The sequence below is a fragment of the Streptomyces sp. NPDC048257 genome, assembly GCF_043201855.1.
Classification (GTDB): Bacteria; Actinomycetota; Actinomycetes; order Streptomycetales; family Streptomycetaceae; genus Streptomyces.
Map to the genome: position 1 here is coordinate 22,134 of NZ_JBICZI010000014.1, position 16,949 is coordinate 39,082.

Annotated in this window: 13 protein-coding genes; 10 read left to right on the top strand and 3 right to left on the bottom strand. The window is 73.3% G+C overall.

Going from position 1 to position 16,949, the window contains the following annotated elements; genetic code table 11:
- The first annotated feature begins 50 nt into the window (after nucleotides 1-50).
- Nucleotides 51-776 (top strand): TetR/AcrR family transcriptional regulator, encoded by a 726-nt coding sequence (locus ACGFZK_RS24325; protein ID WP_393850970.1) that lies wholly within the window; start codon nucleotides 51-53, stop codon nucleotides 774-776.
- Nucleotides 777-805: 29 nt separating this feature from the next.
- Here ACGFZK_RS24325 and ACGFZK_RS24330 read toward each other — a convergent pair whose 3' ends face one another.
- The gene (locus ACGFZK_RS24330) at nucleotides 806-1,936 is read right to left on the bottom strand and encodes a type ISP restriction/modification enzyme (RefSeq protein WP_393851082.1); all 1,131 of its coding nucleotides are present in this window, start codon (nucleotides 1,934-1,936) and stop codon (nucleotides 806-808) included.
- Between the two features lie 144 nt (nucleotides 1,937-2,080).
- Between ACGFZK_RS24330 and ACGFZK_RS24335 the strand changes: the two genes are divergently transcribed.
- On the top strand, nucleotides 2,081-2,245 hold the full coding sequence (locus ACGFZK_RS24335; RefSeq protein WP_393850971.1) for a hypothetical protein: 165 nt from the start codon (nucleotides 2,081-2,083) through the stop codon (nucleotides 2,243-2,245).
- 45 nt (nucleotides 2,246-2,290) lie between these two features.
- On the opposite strand, the gene ACGFZK_RS24340 is transcribed toward ACGFZK_RS24335, so the two are convergent.
- Entirely contained in the window at nucleotides 2,291-3,040 is a 750-nt protein-coding gene (locus ACGFZK_RS24340) for a GntR family transcriptional regulator (protein ID WP_393850972.1), read from the bottom strand.
- Nucleotides 3,041-3,106: 66 nt separating this feature from the next.
- On the bottom strand, nucleotides 3,107-4,420 hold the full coding sequence (hmgA, locus tag ACGFZK_RS24345; RefSeq protein ID WP_393850973.1) for a homogentisate 1,2-dioxygenase: 1,314 nt from the start codon (nucleotides 4,418-4,420) through the stop codon (nucleotides 3,107-3,109).
- A 274-nt stretch (nucleotides 4,421-4,694) separates the two neighbouring features.
- On the opposite strand from hmgA, the gene ACGFZK_RS24350 reads away from it, so the two are divergent.
- From ACGFZK_RS24350 to ACGFZK_RS24385, 8 genes are all read left to right on the top strand, one after another.
- The gene (locus ACGFZK_RS24350; RefSeq protein WP_393850974.1) at nucleotides 4,695-6,833 is read left to right on the top strand and encodes a right-handed parallel beta-helix repeat-containing protein; all 2,139 of its coding nucleotides are present in this window, start codon (nucleotides 4,695-4,697) and stop codon (nucleotides 6,831-6,833) included.
- 122 nt (nucleotides 6,834-6,955) lie between these two features.
- The gene (locus ACGFZK_RS24355) at nucleotides 6,956-7,756 is read left to right on the top strand and encodes a hypothetical protein (protein WP_393851083.1); all 801 of its coding nucleotides are present in this window, start codon (nucleotides 6,956-6,958) and stop codon (nucleotides 7,754-7,756) included.
- Nucleotides 7,757-8,291: 535 nt separating this feature from the next.
- Complete coding sequence (locus ACGFZK_RS24360) at nucleotides 8,292-9,644, top strand: hypothetical protein (RefSeq protein WP_393850975.1); 1,353 nt, start codon at nucleotides 8,292-8,294, stop codon at nucleotides 9,642-9,644.
- A 35-nt stretch (nucleotides 9,645-9,679) separates the two neighbouring features.
- Nucleotides 9,680-10,300 (top strand): TetR/AcrR family transcriptional regulator, encoded by a 621-nt coding sequence (locus ACGFZK_RS24365; RefSeq protein ID WP_393851084.1) that lies wholly within the window; start codon nucleotides 9,680-9,682, stop codon nucleotides 10,298-10,300.
- A 193-nt stretch (nucleotides 10,301-10,493) separates the two neighbouring features.
- Complete coding sequence (locus ACGFZK_RS24370) at nucleotides 10,494-12,692, top strand: molybdopterin oxidoreductase family protein (RefSeq protein WP_393850976.1); 2,199 nt, start codon at nucleotides 10,494-10,496, stop codon at nucleotides 12,690-12,692.
- 73 nt (nucleotides 12,693-12,765) lie between these two features.
- Nucleotides 12,766-14,250 (top strand): CitMHS family transporter, encoded by a 1,485-nt coding sequence (locus tag ACGFZK_RS24375; protein ID WP_393850977.1) that lies wholly within the window; start codon nucleotides 12,766-12,768, stop codon nucleotides 14,248-14,250.
- A gap of 97 nt (nucleotides 14,251-14,347) precedes the next feature.
- Entirely contained in the window at nucleotides 14,348-15,760 is a 1,413-nt protein-coding gene (locus ACGFZK_RS24380) for an aldehyde dehydrogenase family protein (RefSeq protein WP_393850978.1), read from the top strand.
- 93 nt (nucleotides 15,761-15,853) lie between these two features.
- Nucleotides 15,854-16,933: a Zn-dependent alcohol dehydrogenase gene (locus ACGFZK_RS24385; RefSeq protein ID WP_393851085.1), complete on the top strand. Its 1,080-nt coding sequence runs from the start codon at nucleotides 15,854-15,856 to the stop codon at nucleotides 16,931-16,933.
- Nucleotides 16,934-16,949: the final 16 nt, after the last annotated feature.

Consider the following 16,949-nt stretch of genomic DNA (forward strand, 5'->3'; position numbering starts at 1 on the left):
TACGCCGTACGTAACTAAGATGGTGGCGAGACGACGAGGTGATCTGAGCCATGACAGCCGGCGGGCGACCCGCTGAACCCGAAGTGATCTGGTCCCGCCCCCAGCGGGCCGGCCGCGGACCCAGGCCCGCGCACAGCCGCGAGTCGATCGCGTCCGAGGCGGTGCGGATCGCCGACGAGGAGGGGATCGAGGCCGTCTCCATGCGGCGCGTGGCGGCCGGGATCGGCGCCGGGACGATGTCCCTCTACAACTACGTCCCGCGCAAGGAGGACCTGTACGAGCTGATGGTCGACGCGGTCAGCGGGGAGTACGAGCTCCCGCCGCCGACCGGCGACTGGCGGGCCGACCTGCTCGCGCTGGCGCGCGGGACGCGGGCGCTGATGCACCGCCACCCCTGGCTGCCGCGCCTGCTGAGCCCCGTCTACGGCTTCGGCCCGAACGCCCTGCGCTACCTCGAGTACACCCTCGACTGCCTGGCTCCGCTGGACGCGGCGGACGCCGAGAAACTGGAGCTCGTCGCCGCCGTCAACGGCGCCGTCGCGACCTACGTGGCGGGGGAGCTGGCGATGGCCGAGCGGGCCCGCTCGCTGCCCTGGAGCGAGGCGGAGGAGCAGCGCGTACGGACGGCCTGGCTCGGCTCCCGCCTGGCCGGCGGGGAGTACCCGCGGCTGGCGGCGGCCCTCTCCGGCGGCGGCCCGGTCCCGGGTGCCGGGCTCGACATGGCCGAGGTCTTCGACCGCTCGATGTCCCGGCTGCTGGGAGCCTGGGGGGCGTAGAAGGTGTCCCGGGCCGAGGTGGCGGCCCTTCAGAGGAGCGCGAACTGCCCGCCCGGGCCCTCCTCCTGGTGGTCCAGAACCGAAGCCGGGCGTCGGGCCCAGGCCGGCGGCGGCAGCACCCCGGCCGCGTGCAGGGCCCCGGCCGACATCCCCGGCCCCGGACCCGGCTCGAACGCGGCCCGCTCCGGGGCCAGTTCGGCCAGCAGGGCCAGCGTGGTCACCAGGGCGAGCAGCTCCGAGGTCCAGCTCTGCGGCCACTCGACGGGCCCCAGCGCCGCCAGCCCGCCCGCTTCCGGGCCGCGGTGTGCGGTGCGGGCGGCGAACCATGCCGGGAGCACCCGGACGCCCTGTGCCTCGTACTCCCAGGCGCCGGCCGGCACGGGGGACACGGTCCCGGTCCCGAGGCTCAGCGTCTCGCTCCCGGCGTCGTACGCGAGCTCGTGCGGCCAGGCGGTGACCGCCGCGCGGACGTACGGGCGGCGGCCGCCGGGCAGCCGGGGCGGCTCACCGCCGCGCGCCCCGCGCAGCTGCACGGTGAGCAGCCGGTGCCCCAGCTCCAGCCCGGCCCGCCAGTGCGCGGGATCGGCGGCGAGCGGGACCTCGTACCCGCGCGGGCCGGGGCGGCCCGCCGCGAGGATCCAGCACAGGACGTCCTCGGGGGTCACCCAGCCGCCGTAGTGCGCGCCCAGCAGGGGCAGCAGGCCGGGGGCGAGATTCGGCTCGGCGCCGCCCGGGCGCCGGTGCAGGGGGCGGATCCGGCCGAGGCGGCCGGCCGGGAGATGTGCGGTGACCAGCGGATCCGGGGCCTCGACGAGGAACATCTGGTGCTCGTCCCGGACCCGCCAGAGCTCGGGGCGGGCCGTGTCGATGAGCCGCTGGTCGGGCAGCAGCCACTGTTCGTCGAAGGGCTCGCGGAGCACCCGTACGGGGTCGGGGCAGGGGCCGGGGGCGTCGGCGAAGCGGGCCGTGGCCGCCGAGCGCTGCCCCGGCAGGGCGGCCGCCCCGGCGTCGGGCCTGCGGCTGCGGCTCGGGCGGAACAGCCGCTCCCGCTCGGCCCCCTCGGAGCCGGTCAGGGCGGCCCAGCGGGCGCGCAGGGCCGCCGGATCGGGTGCGACCACCCAGTCCCGGCCCAGGCGCAGGCCGCCCACGGCCCAGGGCATCAGATCCTCAAGCAGCGGTACGTCTTCGCTCACGCCGCCGATGGTAGCGACGGGTCCGATGGCCGGGCTGCGTCCAGGCCGAAGAGTTACGCTCCTTGTGTACGCATACGTACGGTATCGACCGGGGAGGCTGAGGAGGCGGTCATGAGCCAGTACGACGAATACTCGACCCCGTCGCAGGCCGAGGGCGAGCGCCTGGACGAGGACATGGACGAGACCCAGCGCAAGCAGCGGCAGCACCCCCAGACGACGCGGACCACGCCGTCGCAGGCGGAGGGCGAACGCACCCGGGAGGACGAAGAGAAGTAGCGGCGGGCCGCCCGGCCGTCACCCTGTGGTCCCGTCGTCGCCCTGTCAGTGCGCGTCGACGGTCACGGTGAAGGAGAACCGGTCGCCGCGGTAGCGGATCCGGGCCACGTCCACCACCCGGCCGTCCTCGTCGTAGGTGACGCCCGTGTAGTGCAGGATCGGGCTCAGCAGCGGGACCTGGAGCAGCTCGGCGGTCTCCGGGTCCGCCAGCCGGGCCTCCACCGTGTCCGTGATCCGGCTGATGCGCACGCCCACGATGTCCCGCAGGACCTTCGTCATCGGCCAGCGCTCGAGGTCGGCGAGGTCCACGGCCCCGGCGAATTCCGGAAGGACCGCGTTCTCCGCCCAGTTGGTCGGCTCGCCGCTCTCCCGGTCGTGGCGCAGGCGCCGGTACGTGACCACCTCGGGCGTGCCCGGGAAGTGCTCCAGCAGCTCCCCGGACACGGCGGTTCGGCCGTGTCCGAGGATCGTCGTGCGGTCACCCGACTGCTGGGCCACGATCGCGTCCACCGAGCCCAGCAGCCGGACCGGAGTGCTGCGCAGCGCGCCCGGCTCGATGAAGGTGCCGCGCCGCCGGTGCCGGCTGATCAGCCCCTCGCCCTCCAGCTCCTTGAGCGCCTGCCGCATGGTCAGCACGCTCACCCCGTAGTGCCCGGCGAGCTGCTCCTCGGTGGGCAGGCGCAGCGAGGCGTCCGGGGTGCGCCCCAGTATCGAGGCGCGCAGTGACTGCGACACCTGGTACCAGAGCGGCAGCTTCCGGTTCAGGACCAGCGAGTCGGGGGCGAAGGCGGTCACGGGTGGATCTCCGAACGGCTGGACAGGGGTGACGACGTGCGGCGCATGCAGGGTATGCAGTGCAGGTCAGGCGCGGAAGTGGCGCTGCAGACCCTGCCACACGTCGTCGTAGCCGCGCTGGAGGTGATCCGCGCCGGCCGCCTGGGCGGTGGCGGTGATCGGCCAGCGGGTCTCGAACATGAAGGCCAGGCCGTCGTCGATCTTCTGCGGCTTCAGCTCGGCGGCGCTCGCCCGGTCGAAGGTCTCGTGGTCGGGTCCGTGCGCGGACATCATGTTGTGGAGCGAGCCGCCGCCGGGGACGAAACCTTCGGCCTTGGCGTCGTAGGCGCCCTCGATGAGGCCCATGTACTCGCTCATCACGTTGCGGTGGAAGTAGGGCGGACGGAAGGTGTCCTCGCCGACCAGCCAGCGCGGGGCGAAGACCACGAAGTCGACGCCGGCCAGGCCCGGGGTGTCGGAGGGCGAGGTCAGCACCGTGAAGATCGACGGGTCGGGGTGGTCGTAGCTGATCGAGCCGAGGACGTTGAAGCGGCGCATGTCGTACACGTACGGGACGTGGCTGCCGTGCCAGGCGACCACGTCGAGCGGGGAGTGGTCGTAGGTGGCGGACCAGAGGTTGCCGCAGAACTTGTTGATCACCTCGGTCGGGCGCTCGCTGTCCTCGTACGCCGCCACGGGGGCCTGGAAGTCCCGTGCGGCGGCGAGGCCGTTGGCGCCGATCGGGCCCAGGTTCGGCAGCTCGAAGGGCTGGCCGTAGTTCTCGCAGACGTAGCCGCGGGCGTCGGCGTCCAGCAGCTCGACGCGGAAGCGGACGCCGCGGGGGATGAGGGCCATGTCGCCGGGGCGGGCGGCGAGCAGCCCGAGCTCGGTGCGCAGGAGCAGGCCGCCGCGCTCGGGAACGATCAGCAGCTCGCCGTCGGAGTCGCTGAACACCCGGTCGGTCATGTCGGTGTTGGCGGCGTAGAGGTGGATGGCCATGCCGGCGCGCTGGGCGGCGTCGCCGTTGCCGCCGAGGGTCCACAGGCCGGACAGGAAGTCGGTGCCGGGGGCCGGGTCGGGCAGGGGGTTCCAGCGGAGCCGGTTGGGGTCGGCCACGGCCTCGGTGAAGGGCGCGGAGCGCAGGGCGCCGTTGTCGATCCGGGTGAAGGGCGGGTGCGCGGCCGAGGGGCGGATCCGGTAGAGCCAGGAGCGGCGGTTGTGGGTGCGGGGCTCGGTGAAGGCGCTGCCGCTGAGCTGCTCGGCGTAGAGGCCGAGGGGGGCGCGCTGGGGCGAGTTCCGGCCGATCGGCAGTGCGCCGGGGACGGCCTCCGAGCTGTGCTCGTTGCCGAAGCCGGTGAGGTACTCCAGTGCCTCTGCCGTCTTCCTGGCCTGCTCGCTCATGTGCTGCTCCCGCTCCGTCGAAGGAATCCTATGGTCGACAGTAGGATTCCGCGGCCCGCACGTCAACGGCGGACCCGGGGGGCCGGGTGGGAGATCGGCGGGAAAGGCGGGAAAGGCGCGAAAGGTCGTGCGGGACACAGGGTGGAACGCAGGGCGGGCGCCGGACGAGAAGCCGGACGGGAAGTGGGGTGGGAAGCGGGAGGGAAGGCCGGACGGAAAGCGGATTCGGTCGAGGGGGATCCCAAAAGATGAACATTGCTCTACTCTCACGCGCATGTCGTGGACCCGCAGGTTCCCTGCCGTGCCGGCGGCGCTCCTCGCCGCCCTCCTCGCCCTTGTGTCCCTCCTCGTCGCCGCGCCCGCCGCCCGCGCGCACGAGGAGCGCCCGATCACCCTCCCGGACGGCTCCGGCTCCGTACCCGAGTACCGCAGCGCGGAGCCCGACCTGATCGTCTGCAAGACCGACCGGCCCGCTTTCGAACGCCGGATATCCGCCTTCCCCGAAGAGCTCAGGCAGCGCAACCTCGCCCTGTACGAGCGGTGCGAGCAGAGCGGCTACCGGCACCTCCAGGAGGCCGTCGACGCCGTCGACCGGCCCGGGATGAACATCGCGATCCTCCCCGGCCTCTACGAGGAGGAGCCCTCGCTCCCCAAGCCGACGGGGGAGTGCGCCGCACTGAAGGCCCCCCAGTCCTCGCTCGGCTACCAGATCCTGTCCTACGAGCAGCAGGTGCAGTGCCGGCACAACCAGAACCTCGTCGCCATCCTCGGCAAGACGAACCTGCAGATCGAGGGCACGGGCGCGTCACGGCTCGACGTGGTCGTCGACGCCAAGTACCAGAAGCTGAACGCCATTCGCGCGGACAAGTCCAACGGCGTCTACTTCCGCAACTTCACCGCCCAGCGCACCACCTTCAACTCGCTCTACGTGCTGGCGGGCGACGGCTTCGTCATCGACGACGTGCTGACCCGGTGGAACGACGAGTACGGCTTCCTGACCTTCGCCAGCGACCACGGGCTCTACAAGAACTGCGAGTCGTACGGGAACGGCGACTCCGGCATCTACCCGGGCAGCGCCTCCGACATCAACGACGGCCGCGGCTACGAGGTCCCCCGCTACTCCATCGAGATCACCGGCTGCCGCAGCCACCACAACATGGTCGGGTACTCCGGCACCGCGGGCGACTCGGTGTGGGTGCACGACAACGAGTTCGACCAGAACATGGGCGGCGCCTCGATGGACAGCGCCTTCCCCGGGCACCCCGGACTCCCGCAGAACCACGCCAAGTTCGAGCGGAACCTGATCCACGACAACAACCAGGACTACTACGGCCACGTCGCCGACGGCACCTGCGCCAAGCCGCCGATCGAGCGCGGCTACGAACGCGGCGTCGTCTGCCCGCAGATCTCCATGCCCCCCGGCACCGGCGTCATCACCGCGGGCGGCAACTGGAACCTCTACGAGGGCAACTGGGTGTACGGGCACAAGCGCGCCGGCTTCTTCCTCAGTGCCGTCCCCGCCTTCATCCGGGGCGAGGAGGCGTGGTCGAAGCAGACGGACACCTCCCACCACAACCGGTACGCCGGGAACGTCATGGGCAAGGACAAGTCCGGCGCCGCCCGGCCCAACGGCATGGACGTCTGGTGGGACGGCCAGGGGCGCGCCAACTGCTGGCAGAACGGCCCCGACGGCTCCACCCCGGGCACGGTCCCGCAGTGCGGTGACCGGCGCGGCGAAGTCTCCGGGGCGTCGGCCCGCCTGGTCGGCGAACCGGTCAAGCTGGTCCAGCTCCTCGTCTGCGCGGACTACAGCGTCCAGGCGCGCAAACTCCCGGCCGGCTGCGACTGGTACGGCGCGCGCGGCCTGGAGCGGGTGGAGACCCAGCTCGCGCTGGCCGTGGCCGCCGTCCTGCTGCTGGTCGGCGGGGTCCTGTGGTGGCGCCGCCTGCGCGGCTCCCGGCTGGGTACGGGGGCCTCGTTGCTGGGACTGGCGGGCCTGGCCCTGGACGTGGCCGGCTCCACCATGCCCCTGACCGCCACCTTCGTTCCGGCGCTCGCCCTCCTCCTGCTCGGCCTGTGGTGGACGGGCGTCGGCCTGGTCCTGCGCCCCGGCCGCCCCTGGCCGGCCCGCCTGACCCTGCTGCTGGCCGGGCTCACCCTGCTGGACGCCTTCGACAAGGCGGTCCTGATGATCCCCTGGACCCCCCTGAGCCCCGCCTGGGTACGGGCCCTGGTGGCCGTGGTCTGGGTCCTGTGGGCCGTGGTGGCCTCGGCACGCCCGGGTACCCCGGCCCGCCCGTCCGGCCCGGGCGACGACCCCGCGGGCGACCGCGCACCGGTCCCGGCAGGCCCCGCCCCGGCGCTGCGCGCGGCCGCCCCGGAGCCCCCGGTCACCCCGGAGCCCGCGCCGTGACCCCCGCCCAGGCCCCAGGAGGCCAGGTGACCGACCGACCCGACGGGGACAACCGGTGCGACGCCTGCGGTACGCCGCCCCGCGCGGCCCGCAGGCCCCGCCGCACCGCCCGCGCCGCGGCCCTGCTCGCCCTCGCCCTGCTCCTCGTGGGCGGCGCGGCGACGGGCTGTGGTGGGCGGGCCACCACCCACCACAAGCCCGGCACCAGCCACGAGCAGGCCTCCGGCAGCGTGGGCACCCTGCTCACCGCCACCGACGCCACCGGCCACCGGCTCCGCGAGGTCCCGGCCGAGGGCGCGCCGGAGGTCCAGCTGACCGTCCGCCCGGACTCCGAGGACGGCTGGAACCTCCAACTGGCGGTGAAGAACTACCGCTTCACGCCCGACAGCACCGGCGGCGCCGCCCTCCCCGGCGCGGGCCACGCCCACCTGGAGCTCGACGGCCGCAAACTGGCCCGGCTGTACGGCCCCTGGTTCCACCTGCCCGCGGCGCAGGTGCCCGAGGGCGCGCACACCCTGACCGTCCGCCTGTACGCGGACGACCACACCGCCTGGGCGGTGTCGGGCAAGCCGGTCGAGGGCACGGCCCAGCTCACCGCCACCGCCACCGCCCCGGGCGAGCCGGGCGGCCACCGCCACGGCGAGGCCCCGGGCGAGCAGGCCGACCGGACGGTCACCATCGCCGTCCGGGACGGCAAGGTCACCCCCGCCCCCGCCCGCACCGAGCTGCGGCGCGGAGAACGCGTGGCCCTGCGCGTCACCAGCGACCGCGCGGACACCCTGCACGTCCACGGCTACGACAAGGAACTCGCCCTGCCGGCAGGTCAGGAGGCCACCCTGATCCTGACGGCCGACCGCACGGGCCTGTTCGAGGTCGAGACCCACGAGTCCAGCCTCGTCCTGACCCAACTCCTCGTCCGATGACCCACCCCCACCCGACGCCCATACCCTCACGCGGGCCCGCCCCCGTCCGGCCACACCGACCCGGGCCTATGCCCGCAGCCGGGCCTATGCCCGCAGCCGGGCTGGCGCCTCGGCCCGTATCCGGGCCGGGGCCCTGGCCCGCACCTCGGCATGCACCCACACTCGGGCTGGTATGCGGGCTCGCGCCTGCGCCGCGGCCTGCGCACGGGCCTGCGCACGGGCCCGGACCGGGGCCCGCAGTTGGGCCTGGCCCCCGGCCCGGGTGCATGCTCCGGCATGCGCCCGTATCCGGGCTGGCGCCCAGGCCTTCGCCCCGGCCCGCACCTGGGCCCGCATCCGGGTTCGGGCGCGGCCCGGAGCCGCGGCCCGGGCGACCCGCACCCCGGTCCGCGCCCGTACCCGGGCCTGGGCCCGTACCCGCGCTCGGTGGTCCGCCGACGTTGCCGTCCGCCGCCCCGTTCCGGCCGCCCGGGCTCGGGCCGGAGTCCGGGCGGGCCGGCTGCGTCGGCGGCGCGGCACCGTGCCGGGCGGGGCGATGGTGAGCCGCCTCGGGCCGGGCCCAGCCCCAGGCGCCCACGGCCAGGGCGTGGTCCTTCACCCGGCCGATCCGCTCACCTCGCTCGCGCACGGGATCGGGTCCCAGCACGATCTGCCGATCTCTCCCTTCTATGCGTTCGCCGGTGCCTTCGCTGCGCTGTTCGTCTCCTTTCTCGCACTCGGCCTGCTTTGGTCCACCTCCCGCTTCCGCGGAGACCGTTCGGGCCTCGCCCTGCCCGTCGCCCTCCAGCGGGTGGCCGACGCGCCCGCCAACCGCACCGCCCTGCGCGGACTGGGACTCGCCGCCGCGCTCGCCGTCCTGCTCCACCTCCTCCTCGGTCCCGACGACCCCGCGCACAACCCCGCTCCCGGCGCCGTCTACGTACTCCTCTGGGTCGGACTGGTCCCCGCCTCCCTCCTCCTCGGCCCCGTCTGGCGCCTGCTCAACCCGCTCCGCACCCTGCACCGCCTGCTCTCCCGGGCCCTGCGCCGCCGCGGCCCCGGCCGCCCCCTCCCCGCCCGGCTCGGCCAATGGCCCGCCGCCGTAGGGCTGTTCGCCTTCACCTGGCTCGAACTCGTCGCTCCCGATCCCGCATCAACCACCACCCTCCTGATCGTCATCACCGCCTACGCCACCGCCCAACTGCTGCTCGCCGCCCGCTTCGGCGAGCGCTGGTTCGAAGACGGCGACGCCTTCGAGGCGTACTCCGACCTCCTGGCCAGGCTCTCCCCCCTCGGCCGTCGCAACGACGGCCGCCTCGTCCTGCGGAACCCCTTCCACGGACTCGACGCGACACCCGAGCGGCCCGGACTCGTCGCCACCGTCTGCGTCCTGTTCGGCTCCACCGCCTACGACGGCTTCTCCGACAACCCCTCGTGGGTCAACGCCATACAGACCTCCCCCCTCGGCCGCACCCCCGCGGCCACACTCGGACTGCTCGCTTCCGTCGCCCTCGTCGCCACCCTCTACTGCCTCTGCGCCGCGGCCACCCGCCTCGTCAGCGGCCCGCACCCCGGCCCGCTGACCGCCTTCGCGCACTCACTCGTACCGATCGCACTCGGCTATCTCACCGCCCACTACTTCTCCCTCCTGGTAGTCGAAGGACCACGCACAGTAAGCATGGCACTGGGCACTGACAACGCCCCCGAACCCGTGCCACCACTGGGGCCCGGCGGCCTCGCCGCCCTCCAGGTCATCGCCGTCGTCACCGGTCACGTGCTCGGCGTCGTCGCCGCCCACGACCGCTCCCTACGCCTCTTCCCGCCGGCGAAGGCGGTGGCGGGTCAACTGCCGCTGCTGGCGCTGATGATCACTTACACCATCGGCGGGCTCAGTCTTCTGCTGAACTGAGGCCCCCACCGAACCGAGAAGCGAGGAGCGGCATGATGGACCCCGTGCCTCCTGCCCACTCCCTGCGCCGTACGCCGATCCAGCAGCGCAGCGCCGACCGGCTCGCCCGGATCCTCGACGCCTGCGCCGAGCTGCTGGACGAGACCGGGTACGAGAACCTCAGCACCCGTGCCGTCGCCTTGCGGGCCGGGGTACCCATCGGTTCCGTCTACCGCTTCTTCGGCAACAAGCGGGCCATGGCCATCGCCCTCGCGCACCGCAACCTGGACCAGTACGTCGACGGCATCGCGGACCGGCTCGCCGATCTGCCGGCCACCCACTGGCGGCCCGTCGTGGACGCGGTGCTGGACGAATACCTGGCGATGAAGCGCAGCGTGCCCGGCTTCGCGCTCGTCGACTTCGGTGTGCCCGCGCCCCCGGCCGAGGGGCCGGAGGCGGACCCCAACCACCAGGTCGCCGCCCGGCTGACCGAACTGCTCTCCGCGCACCTCGCCCTGACGCCCGACGCCACGCTGGAGCGTGCCGTCCTCGTCGCCGTCGAGGCCACCGACGCACTGATACAGCTCGCCTTCCGGGCCGACCCTGCCGGGGATCCCGGCATCGTCGACGAGACCCGCGCGATGATGCACGCCTACCTCGCCCGCGTGCTGGACTGACCCTGCCTGCCTGCCTGCCTGCCTGCCTGCCCACTGCCGCTGTCGCCCCGGGCTCGGGACGGTCTCCCCGCCGTGGCGCGTACACGCGTGCCCACTCGATCCTCCACACCCCCTCCCCTCCGTGCGTACCGGTCGGTATGCTCGGTGCACACCGCGTGCCCGTGCGCCGCAGACCGCCGCCCCTGGAGGGCCCATGTCCCGCACCGCCCTGCGCATCTGCCCCCTCTGTGAAGCCACCTGCGGCCTCACCCTCACCGTCGCGGACGGCGTGGTCACCGGCGCCCGCGGTGACCGCGAGGACGTGTTCAGTCGGGGTTTCATCTGCCCCAAGGGGGCTGCCTTCGGGGCGCTCGACTCCGACCCCGACCGGTTGCGCGGCCCCCTCGTCCGCCGCGACGGCCGACTGCGGGAGGCCACCTGGGAGGAGGCCTTCGACGCCATCGCGGCCGCGGTCCCCGCCCTGGTCGGGGAGTACGGGGCCCAGGCGGTCGGCGTCGTGCTCGGCAACCCGAACGTCCACACCATGGCCGGCGCCCTCTACCCGCCCCTGCTCCTCAAGGCCCTCGGCACCCGCAACCTCTTCACCGCCAGCACCCTCGACCAGATGCCCAAGCACGTGTCCAGCGGGCTGCTCTTCGGCGACCCCTTCGCCATCCCGGTCCCCGACCTCGACCGGACCGACTTCCTGCTGCTCCTGGGCGCCAACCCGGTCGAGTCCAACGGCTCCCTGTGCACCGCCCCCGACTTCCCGGGCCGGCTCAAGGCCCTGCGGGCCCGCGGCGGCACCCTGGTCGTCGTCGACCCGCGCCGTACGCGCACGGCCGCGCTCGCGGACCGCCACCTCGCGCCGCGCCCCGGCAGCGACGCACTGCTGCTCGCCGCCCTCGCACACACCCTGATCGAGGAGAAGCTCGCCGCCCCCGGGGCGCTGGAAGAACACAGCGAGGGCATCGGGGAACTCGGCGCCGTGCTCGGGAGTTTCACTCCTGAGGCCGTCGCACCCGCATGCGACCTCGACGCCGCCGAGATCCGCACCCTCGCCCGCGAGCTCGCGGCCGCGCCCACCGCCGCGGTCTATGCACGGATCGGCAGCTGCACCGTCGAGTTCGGCACGCTCGCGAGCTGGCTGGTCGACGTACTCAACATCCTGACGGGCAACCTCGACCGGCCGGGCGGAGCCCTCTTCCCGCTCTCCGCGACGGCCCCCGCGGTCCGGCCCGCGGGCCCGGGCAAGGGGTTTGCCCTCGGCCGGTGGTCGAGCCGGGTCGGCGGTCACCCGGAGGTCAAGGGTGAGTTGCCCATGGCCGCGCTCGCCGAGGAGATCGAGACCCGGGGTGACGGGCGGATCCGCATGCTGCTCGCCATCGCCGCCAACCCGGTCCTGTCCGCACCCGACGGCGACCGGCTGGACCGGGCGCTGGCCGGCCTCGACTTCATGGTCTCGGTCGACCCGTACCTGAACGAGACCTCACGCCACGCACACGTCGTCCTGCCACCGCCGCCGCCCTCGCAGAGCCCGCACTTCGACTTCGCCTTCAACGGGTTCGCCGTGCACAACCAGGCCCGCTACTCGCCCGCCGCCGTCCCGCTGGAGGAGGGGCGCATGGAGGAGTGCGAGATCCACGCGCGCCTGATCCTGGCCGTCTCCGGCCTGCACGGAGCGCCGGCGGAGGCCGTCGACGAGCGCGTCATCGCCGACAGCCTGGCCCGGGCCGTCACCGACCCCCACTCACCGCTCCACGGCGGCGACCCGCAGCAGCTGAGCCGCCTGCTGACCGGCCGCACCGGACCCGAACGGCGCCTCGACCTGATGCTGCGCACGGGCCCCTACGACCTGACCCTCGACGATCTGCGGCAGGCACCGCACGGCATCGACCTCGGCCCGCTGCGGCGCCGGCTCCCGAGCGTGCTCAAGACCCGCAGCGGCAGGATCGAGCTGCTCCCGGACCCGATCGCGGCCGAACTCCCCAGGCTGCGCGCGGCGCTCGCCGACCGCCCCGCCGCCCTGGTGCTCGTGGGCCGCCGCCATCTGCGGTCCAACAACAGCTGGTTGCACAACGTTCCGGCCCTCACCGGTGGTTCCAACCGATGCACCCTTCAGGTGCATCCGCAGGACGCAGACCGGCTGGGCCTCGTCGACGGGGGGCGGGCCAGGATCACCGCCGACGGCGGGAGCCTGGAGGTGCCCGTCGAGGTCACCGACGCCGTCCGCAGCGGCGTGGTGAGCCTCCCGCACGGGTGGGGTCACGACCGCGCCGGCTCACGTCTGTCGGTGGCCGCCGCGGTGCCCGGCGCCAATGTCAACCAGCTGCTGGACGGCACCCGCATGGACCGGCTGTCGGGCACCGCGGTGCTCAACGGCTTCCCCGTCGAGCTCGCACCCCTGCCCTGAGCTGGGGTTTTGCTCGTATTGCTCACGCGTAGACGTCTTGTTGGCGCAAGGAGGGGGCACCTACCTTCCCCACATGCTGACCTTCCTCGGCTTCGCCATGATCGCGACCTTCCTGGTCCTGATCATGATGAAGAAAATGTCGCCCATCGCGGCGCTCGTCCTCATCCCCGCACTCTTCTGCGTGTTCGCAGGGAAGGGCGCGCACCTCGGCGACTACGTCATCGACGGCGTCGGCAAGCTCGCTCCGACCGCCGCCATGCTGATGTTCGCCATCGTCTACTTCGGCCTGATGATCGACGTCGGCCTCTTCGACCCGATCGTCCGGGGCATCCTGCGCTTCTGCAAGGCGGACCCGATGCGGGTGGTGGTCGGTACCGCCGTCCTCGCCGCGATCGTCTCGCTCGACGGCGACGGGTCGACCACCTTCATGATCACCGTCTCGGCCATGTACCCGCTCTACAAGCGCCTCGGCCTCAGCCTCGTGGTCATGACGGGCGTCGCGGCCACCGCTAACGGCGTCATGAACACCCTGCCCTGGGGTGGTCCGACCGCCCGCGCCGCCACCGCCCTCAAGCTCGACGCCGCCGACATCTTCGTCCCGATGATCCCGGCCCTCGCGGTGGGTCTGCTCTGCGTGTTCGTCCTGGCGTACGTCCTCGGCGTGAAGGAGCGCCGCCGCGTCGGCACGCTGGTGATGCCCGGCCAGGCGGAGCCGGAGGCGGCCCAGGAGGAACTGGTCCCGGCCACTCCCGGCGCGGCAGCCGCGGGCACGGCCACCGCGGGCGCGTCCACCTCCGTGGACGGCGCCGCCGGATCCGCCACGTCCACCTCCGACTCCATCTCCACATCCGACTCCGACCCGCACTCCGAACCGCACCCGCACGGGACGGGCTCCGCGCCCACCCCCGAGGACGGCTTCCAGGGCCTGGACCCGAACCGCCCCACTCTGCGTCCCCGCCTGTACTGGTTCAACGCCGGCCTGACCGTCGCGCTCCTCACCGCGATGATCATGGAATTGCTGCCCATCCCGGTGCTGTTCCTGCTCGGCGCGGCCCTCGCGCTCACCGTCAACTTCCCGCACATGCCCGACCAGAAGGCCCGGGTCGCCGCCCACGCCGACAACGTCCTCAACGTCGCCGGCATGGTCTTCGCCGCCGCCGTCTTCACCGGCGTCCTCACCGGCACCGGCATGGTCAAGCACATGGCCGACTGGCTCGTCGGCGCCATCCCCGAGGGCATGGGCCCGCACATGGCGCTCGTCACCGGCCTGCTCAGCCTGCCGCTCACCTACTTCATGTCCAACGACGGCTTCTACTTCGGCGTCCTGCCCGTCCTGGCCGAGGCCGGCGCCGCCCACGGGGTCTCCCCGCTCGAGATAGCCCGCGCCTCCCTCGTCGGGCAAGCCCTGCACATGTCGAGCCCGCTGGTTCCGGCCGTCTACGTCCTCGTCGGCATGGCCAAGGTCGAGTTCGGCGACCACACCCGGTTCACCGTGAAATGGGCGGCTCTGACCTCCCTCGTGGTCCTCGCGGCAGGGATGCTTTTCGGCATCATCTGACGTCCGGCACCCCTGGCCGATAAAAACTACCGACGCTAGTTTGTAGGGTGTTGGCGAGGTCGGATCTACGCGCTCGTGCGTGCTCGGGAGGAATGCCATGAAGGCCCACGACGGGATGTACATCGACGGCGCATGGCGGCCCGCCGCCGGAAGCGAACTGATCGAGGTCGTGAACCCGGCCGACGGCCAGGTCATGGCCCAGGTCCCGGCCGGTACGGGCGAGGACGTGGACGCGGCCGTACGGGCGGCCCGCGCCGCCCTCCCCGGCTGGGCGGCCACGCCCCCGGCCGAGCGGGGCGCCCTGATCGGCGCGCTCCGCGACGCACTGCTGGCCCGCAAGGGCGAGCTGACCGAGACCATCACCGCCGAGCTCGGTTCCCCGCTCGGCTTCTCGAAGGCGGTCCACGTCGGATCGCCGATCGCGGTGGCCGGCTCCTACGCCGAACTCGCCTCCTCGTACGCCTTCGAGGAGCGGATCGGGAACTCCACCGTGCTGCTGGAGCCGGTCGGGGTGGTCGCGGCCATCACTCCCTGGAACTATCCGCTGCACCAGGTCGTTGCAAAGGTGGCGCCCGCTCTCGCCGCCGGCTGCACCCTCGTCCTCAAGCCGGCCGAGGACACTCCGCTGACCGCACAGCTCTTCGCCGAAGCCGTGCACGAGGCGGGGATCCCGGCCGGGGTCTTCAACCTGGTGACCGGGACCGGGCCCGTCGCAGGTCAGGCCCTGGCCGCGCACGAGGGAGTCGACCTCGTCTCCTTCACCGGCTCGACCGCGGTCGGCAGGCAGATCGGCGCCACGGCCGGCGCCGCCGTCAAGCGGGTCGCCCTCGAACTGGGCGGCAAATCGGCCAATGTCATCCTGCCCGGCGCCGACCTGGCCAAGGCCGTCGCGGCCGGCGTCGGCCACGTCATGAACAACAGCGGCCAGAGCTGCAACGCGCTCACCCGGATGCTCGTCCACCGGGACCAGTACGAGGAGGCCGTCTCGCTCGCGGCCGCCGCCGTCGCCGAGTACCCCACCGGCGACCCGCGCCAGGCGGGCACCCGCGTCGGCCCCGTCGTCAATGCCAAGCAGCACGAGCGGGTCCGTGGCTTCATCGCCAAGGGCGTGGAGGAAGGTGCGCGCCTCGTCGCCGGCGGGCCCGACGCGCCGCAGGAACAGGGCTACTTCGTGGCGCCGACAGTGTTCGCCGACGTCACGCCCGATATGACCATCGCCCAGGAGGAGATCTTCGGCCCGGTGCTGTCGATCCTCCGCTACGAGGACGAGGACGAGGCCGTGCGCATCGCCAACGGCACCGTCTACGGCCTGGGCGGCGCCGTCTGGGCCGCCGACGAGGCGACGGCCGTGGCCTTCGCACGCCGTATGGACACCGGGCAGGTGGACATCAACGGCGGCCGCTTCAACGTGCTCGCGCCCTTCGGCGGCTACAAGCAGTCGGGTGTCGGCCGCGAGCTGGGCGCGCACGGCCTGGCGGAGTACCTCCAGACCAAGTCCCTGCAATTCTGATCCGCCCCACCAGTCCCGCCGCCCCCGCACGCCCCGCCGCCCCCGCCCACCCGCCGCACCCGCATTGAGCACCGGAAAGACGAGATGACGACCATGGTCCGCGCCGCCGTCCTGCCCGCCGTCGGAGCCCCGCTGGAGATACGGGACATCGTGCTGCCGGATCCCGGCCCCGGGCAGGTCCGGGTACGGCTCACCGCAGCCGGCGTATGCCACTCCGACCTCTCCCTCACCAACGGCACCATGCGGGTCCCGGTGCCCGCCGTCCTCGGCCACGAGGGTGCGGGCACGGTCCTCGCGGTGGGGGAGGGCGTCACCCACGTAGCCCCCGGCGACGGGGTGGTGCTCAACTGGGCTCCGTCCTGCGGAGCGTGCCACCACTGCACGATCGGCGAGGTCTGGCTCTGCGCCACCGCGCTCACCGGGGTCGGCGCCGTCTACGCGCACGACGCGCAGGGCACCGAACTGCACCCCGGGCTGAACGTGGCCGCCTTCGCCGAGGAGACCGTCGTCGCGGCCAACTGCGTACTGCCGGCCCCCGACGGGATCCCGCTCGCCGAGGCCGCCCTGCTCGGCTGCGCCGTCCTCACCGGCTACGGGGCCGTCCGGCACAGCGCCCAGGTCCGCCCGGGCGAGTCGGTGGCCGTCTTCGGCGTCGGCGGCGTCGGCCTCGCCGCCCTCCAGGCCGCCCGGATCGCACAGGCGGGCCCGGTCATCGCCGTCGACGTGTCCCCGGCCAAGGAGGAACTGGCCCGCGCGGCCGGGGCCACCGAGTTCGTGCTCGCCTCCGACACCACCGCCAAGCAGATCCGCGCGCTGACCGCCGGGCAGGGCGCCGACGTCGCCGTCGAGTGCGTCGGCCGGGCGCAGACCATCCGCGGCGCCTGGGAGTCGACCCGCCGCGGCGGCCGCACCACGGTCGTCGGCATCGGCGGCAAGGAGCAGCAGGTCACCTTCCACGCCCTGGAGATCTTCCACTTCGCCCGCACCCTCACCGGCTGCGTCTACGGCAACAGCGACCCCGCCCGCGACCTCCCGGTGATCGCCGGCCACGTCCGCGCGGGCCGCCTCGACCTCGGCGCCCTGGTCACCGACCGCATCACGCTCGACGACATCCCGGCCGCGTTCGACGCCATGCTGGCGGGCAAGGGCGGCCGCTCCCTCGTCGTCTTCTAGCCCGAGGGGGACGCGG

Coding starts and splice junctions, on each gene's coding strand:
- ACGFZK_RS24325 (WP_393850970.1), top strand. CDS start 51: ATGACAGCCGGCGGGCGACCCGCTGAACCCGAAGTGATCTGGTCCCGC.
- ACGFZK_RS24330 (WP_393851082.1), bottom strand. CDS start 1,936: ATGCCCTGGGCCGTGGGCGGCCTGCGCCTGGGCCGGGACTGGGTGGTC.
- ACGFZK_RS24335 (WP_393850971.1), top strand. CDS start 2,081: ATGAGCCAGTACGACGAATACTCGACCCCGTCGCAGGCCGAGGGCGAG.
- hmgA (WP_393850973.1), bottom strand. CDS start 4,420: ATGAGCGAGCAGGCCAGGAAGACGGCAGAGGCACTGGAGTACCTCACC.
- ACGFZK_RS24350 (WP_393850974.1), top strand. CDS start 4,695: ATGTCGTGGACCCGCAGGTTCCCTGCCGTGCCGGCGGCGCTCCTCGCC.
- ACGFZK_RS24360 (WP_393850975.1), top strand. CDS start 8,292: ATGGTGAGCCGCCTCGGGCCGGGCCCAGCCCCAGGCGCCCACGGCCAG.
- ACGFZK_RS24365 (WP_393851084.1), top strand. CDS start 9,680: ATGGACCCCGTGCCTCCTGCCCACTCCCTGCGCCGTACGCCGATCCAG.
- ACGFZK_RS24370 (WP_393850976.1), top strand. CDS start 10,494: ATGTCCCGCACCGCCCTGCGCATCTGCCCCCTCTGTGAAGCCACCTGC.
- ACGFZK_RS24375 (WP_393850977.1), top strand. CDS start 12,766: ATGCTGACCTTCCTCGGCTTCGCCATGATCGCGACCTTCCTGGTCCTG.
- ACGFZK_RS24380 (WP_393850978.1), top strand. CDS start 14,348: ATGAAGGCCCACGACGGGATGTACATCGACGGCGCATGGCGGCCCGCC.
- ACGFZK_RS24385 (WP_393851085.1), top strand. CDS start 15,854: ATGGTCCGCGCCGCCGTCCTGCCCGCCGTCGGAGCCCCGCTGGAGATA.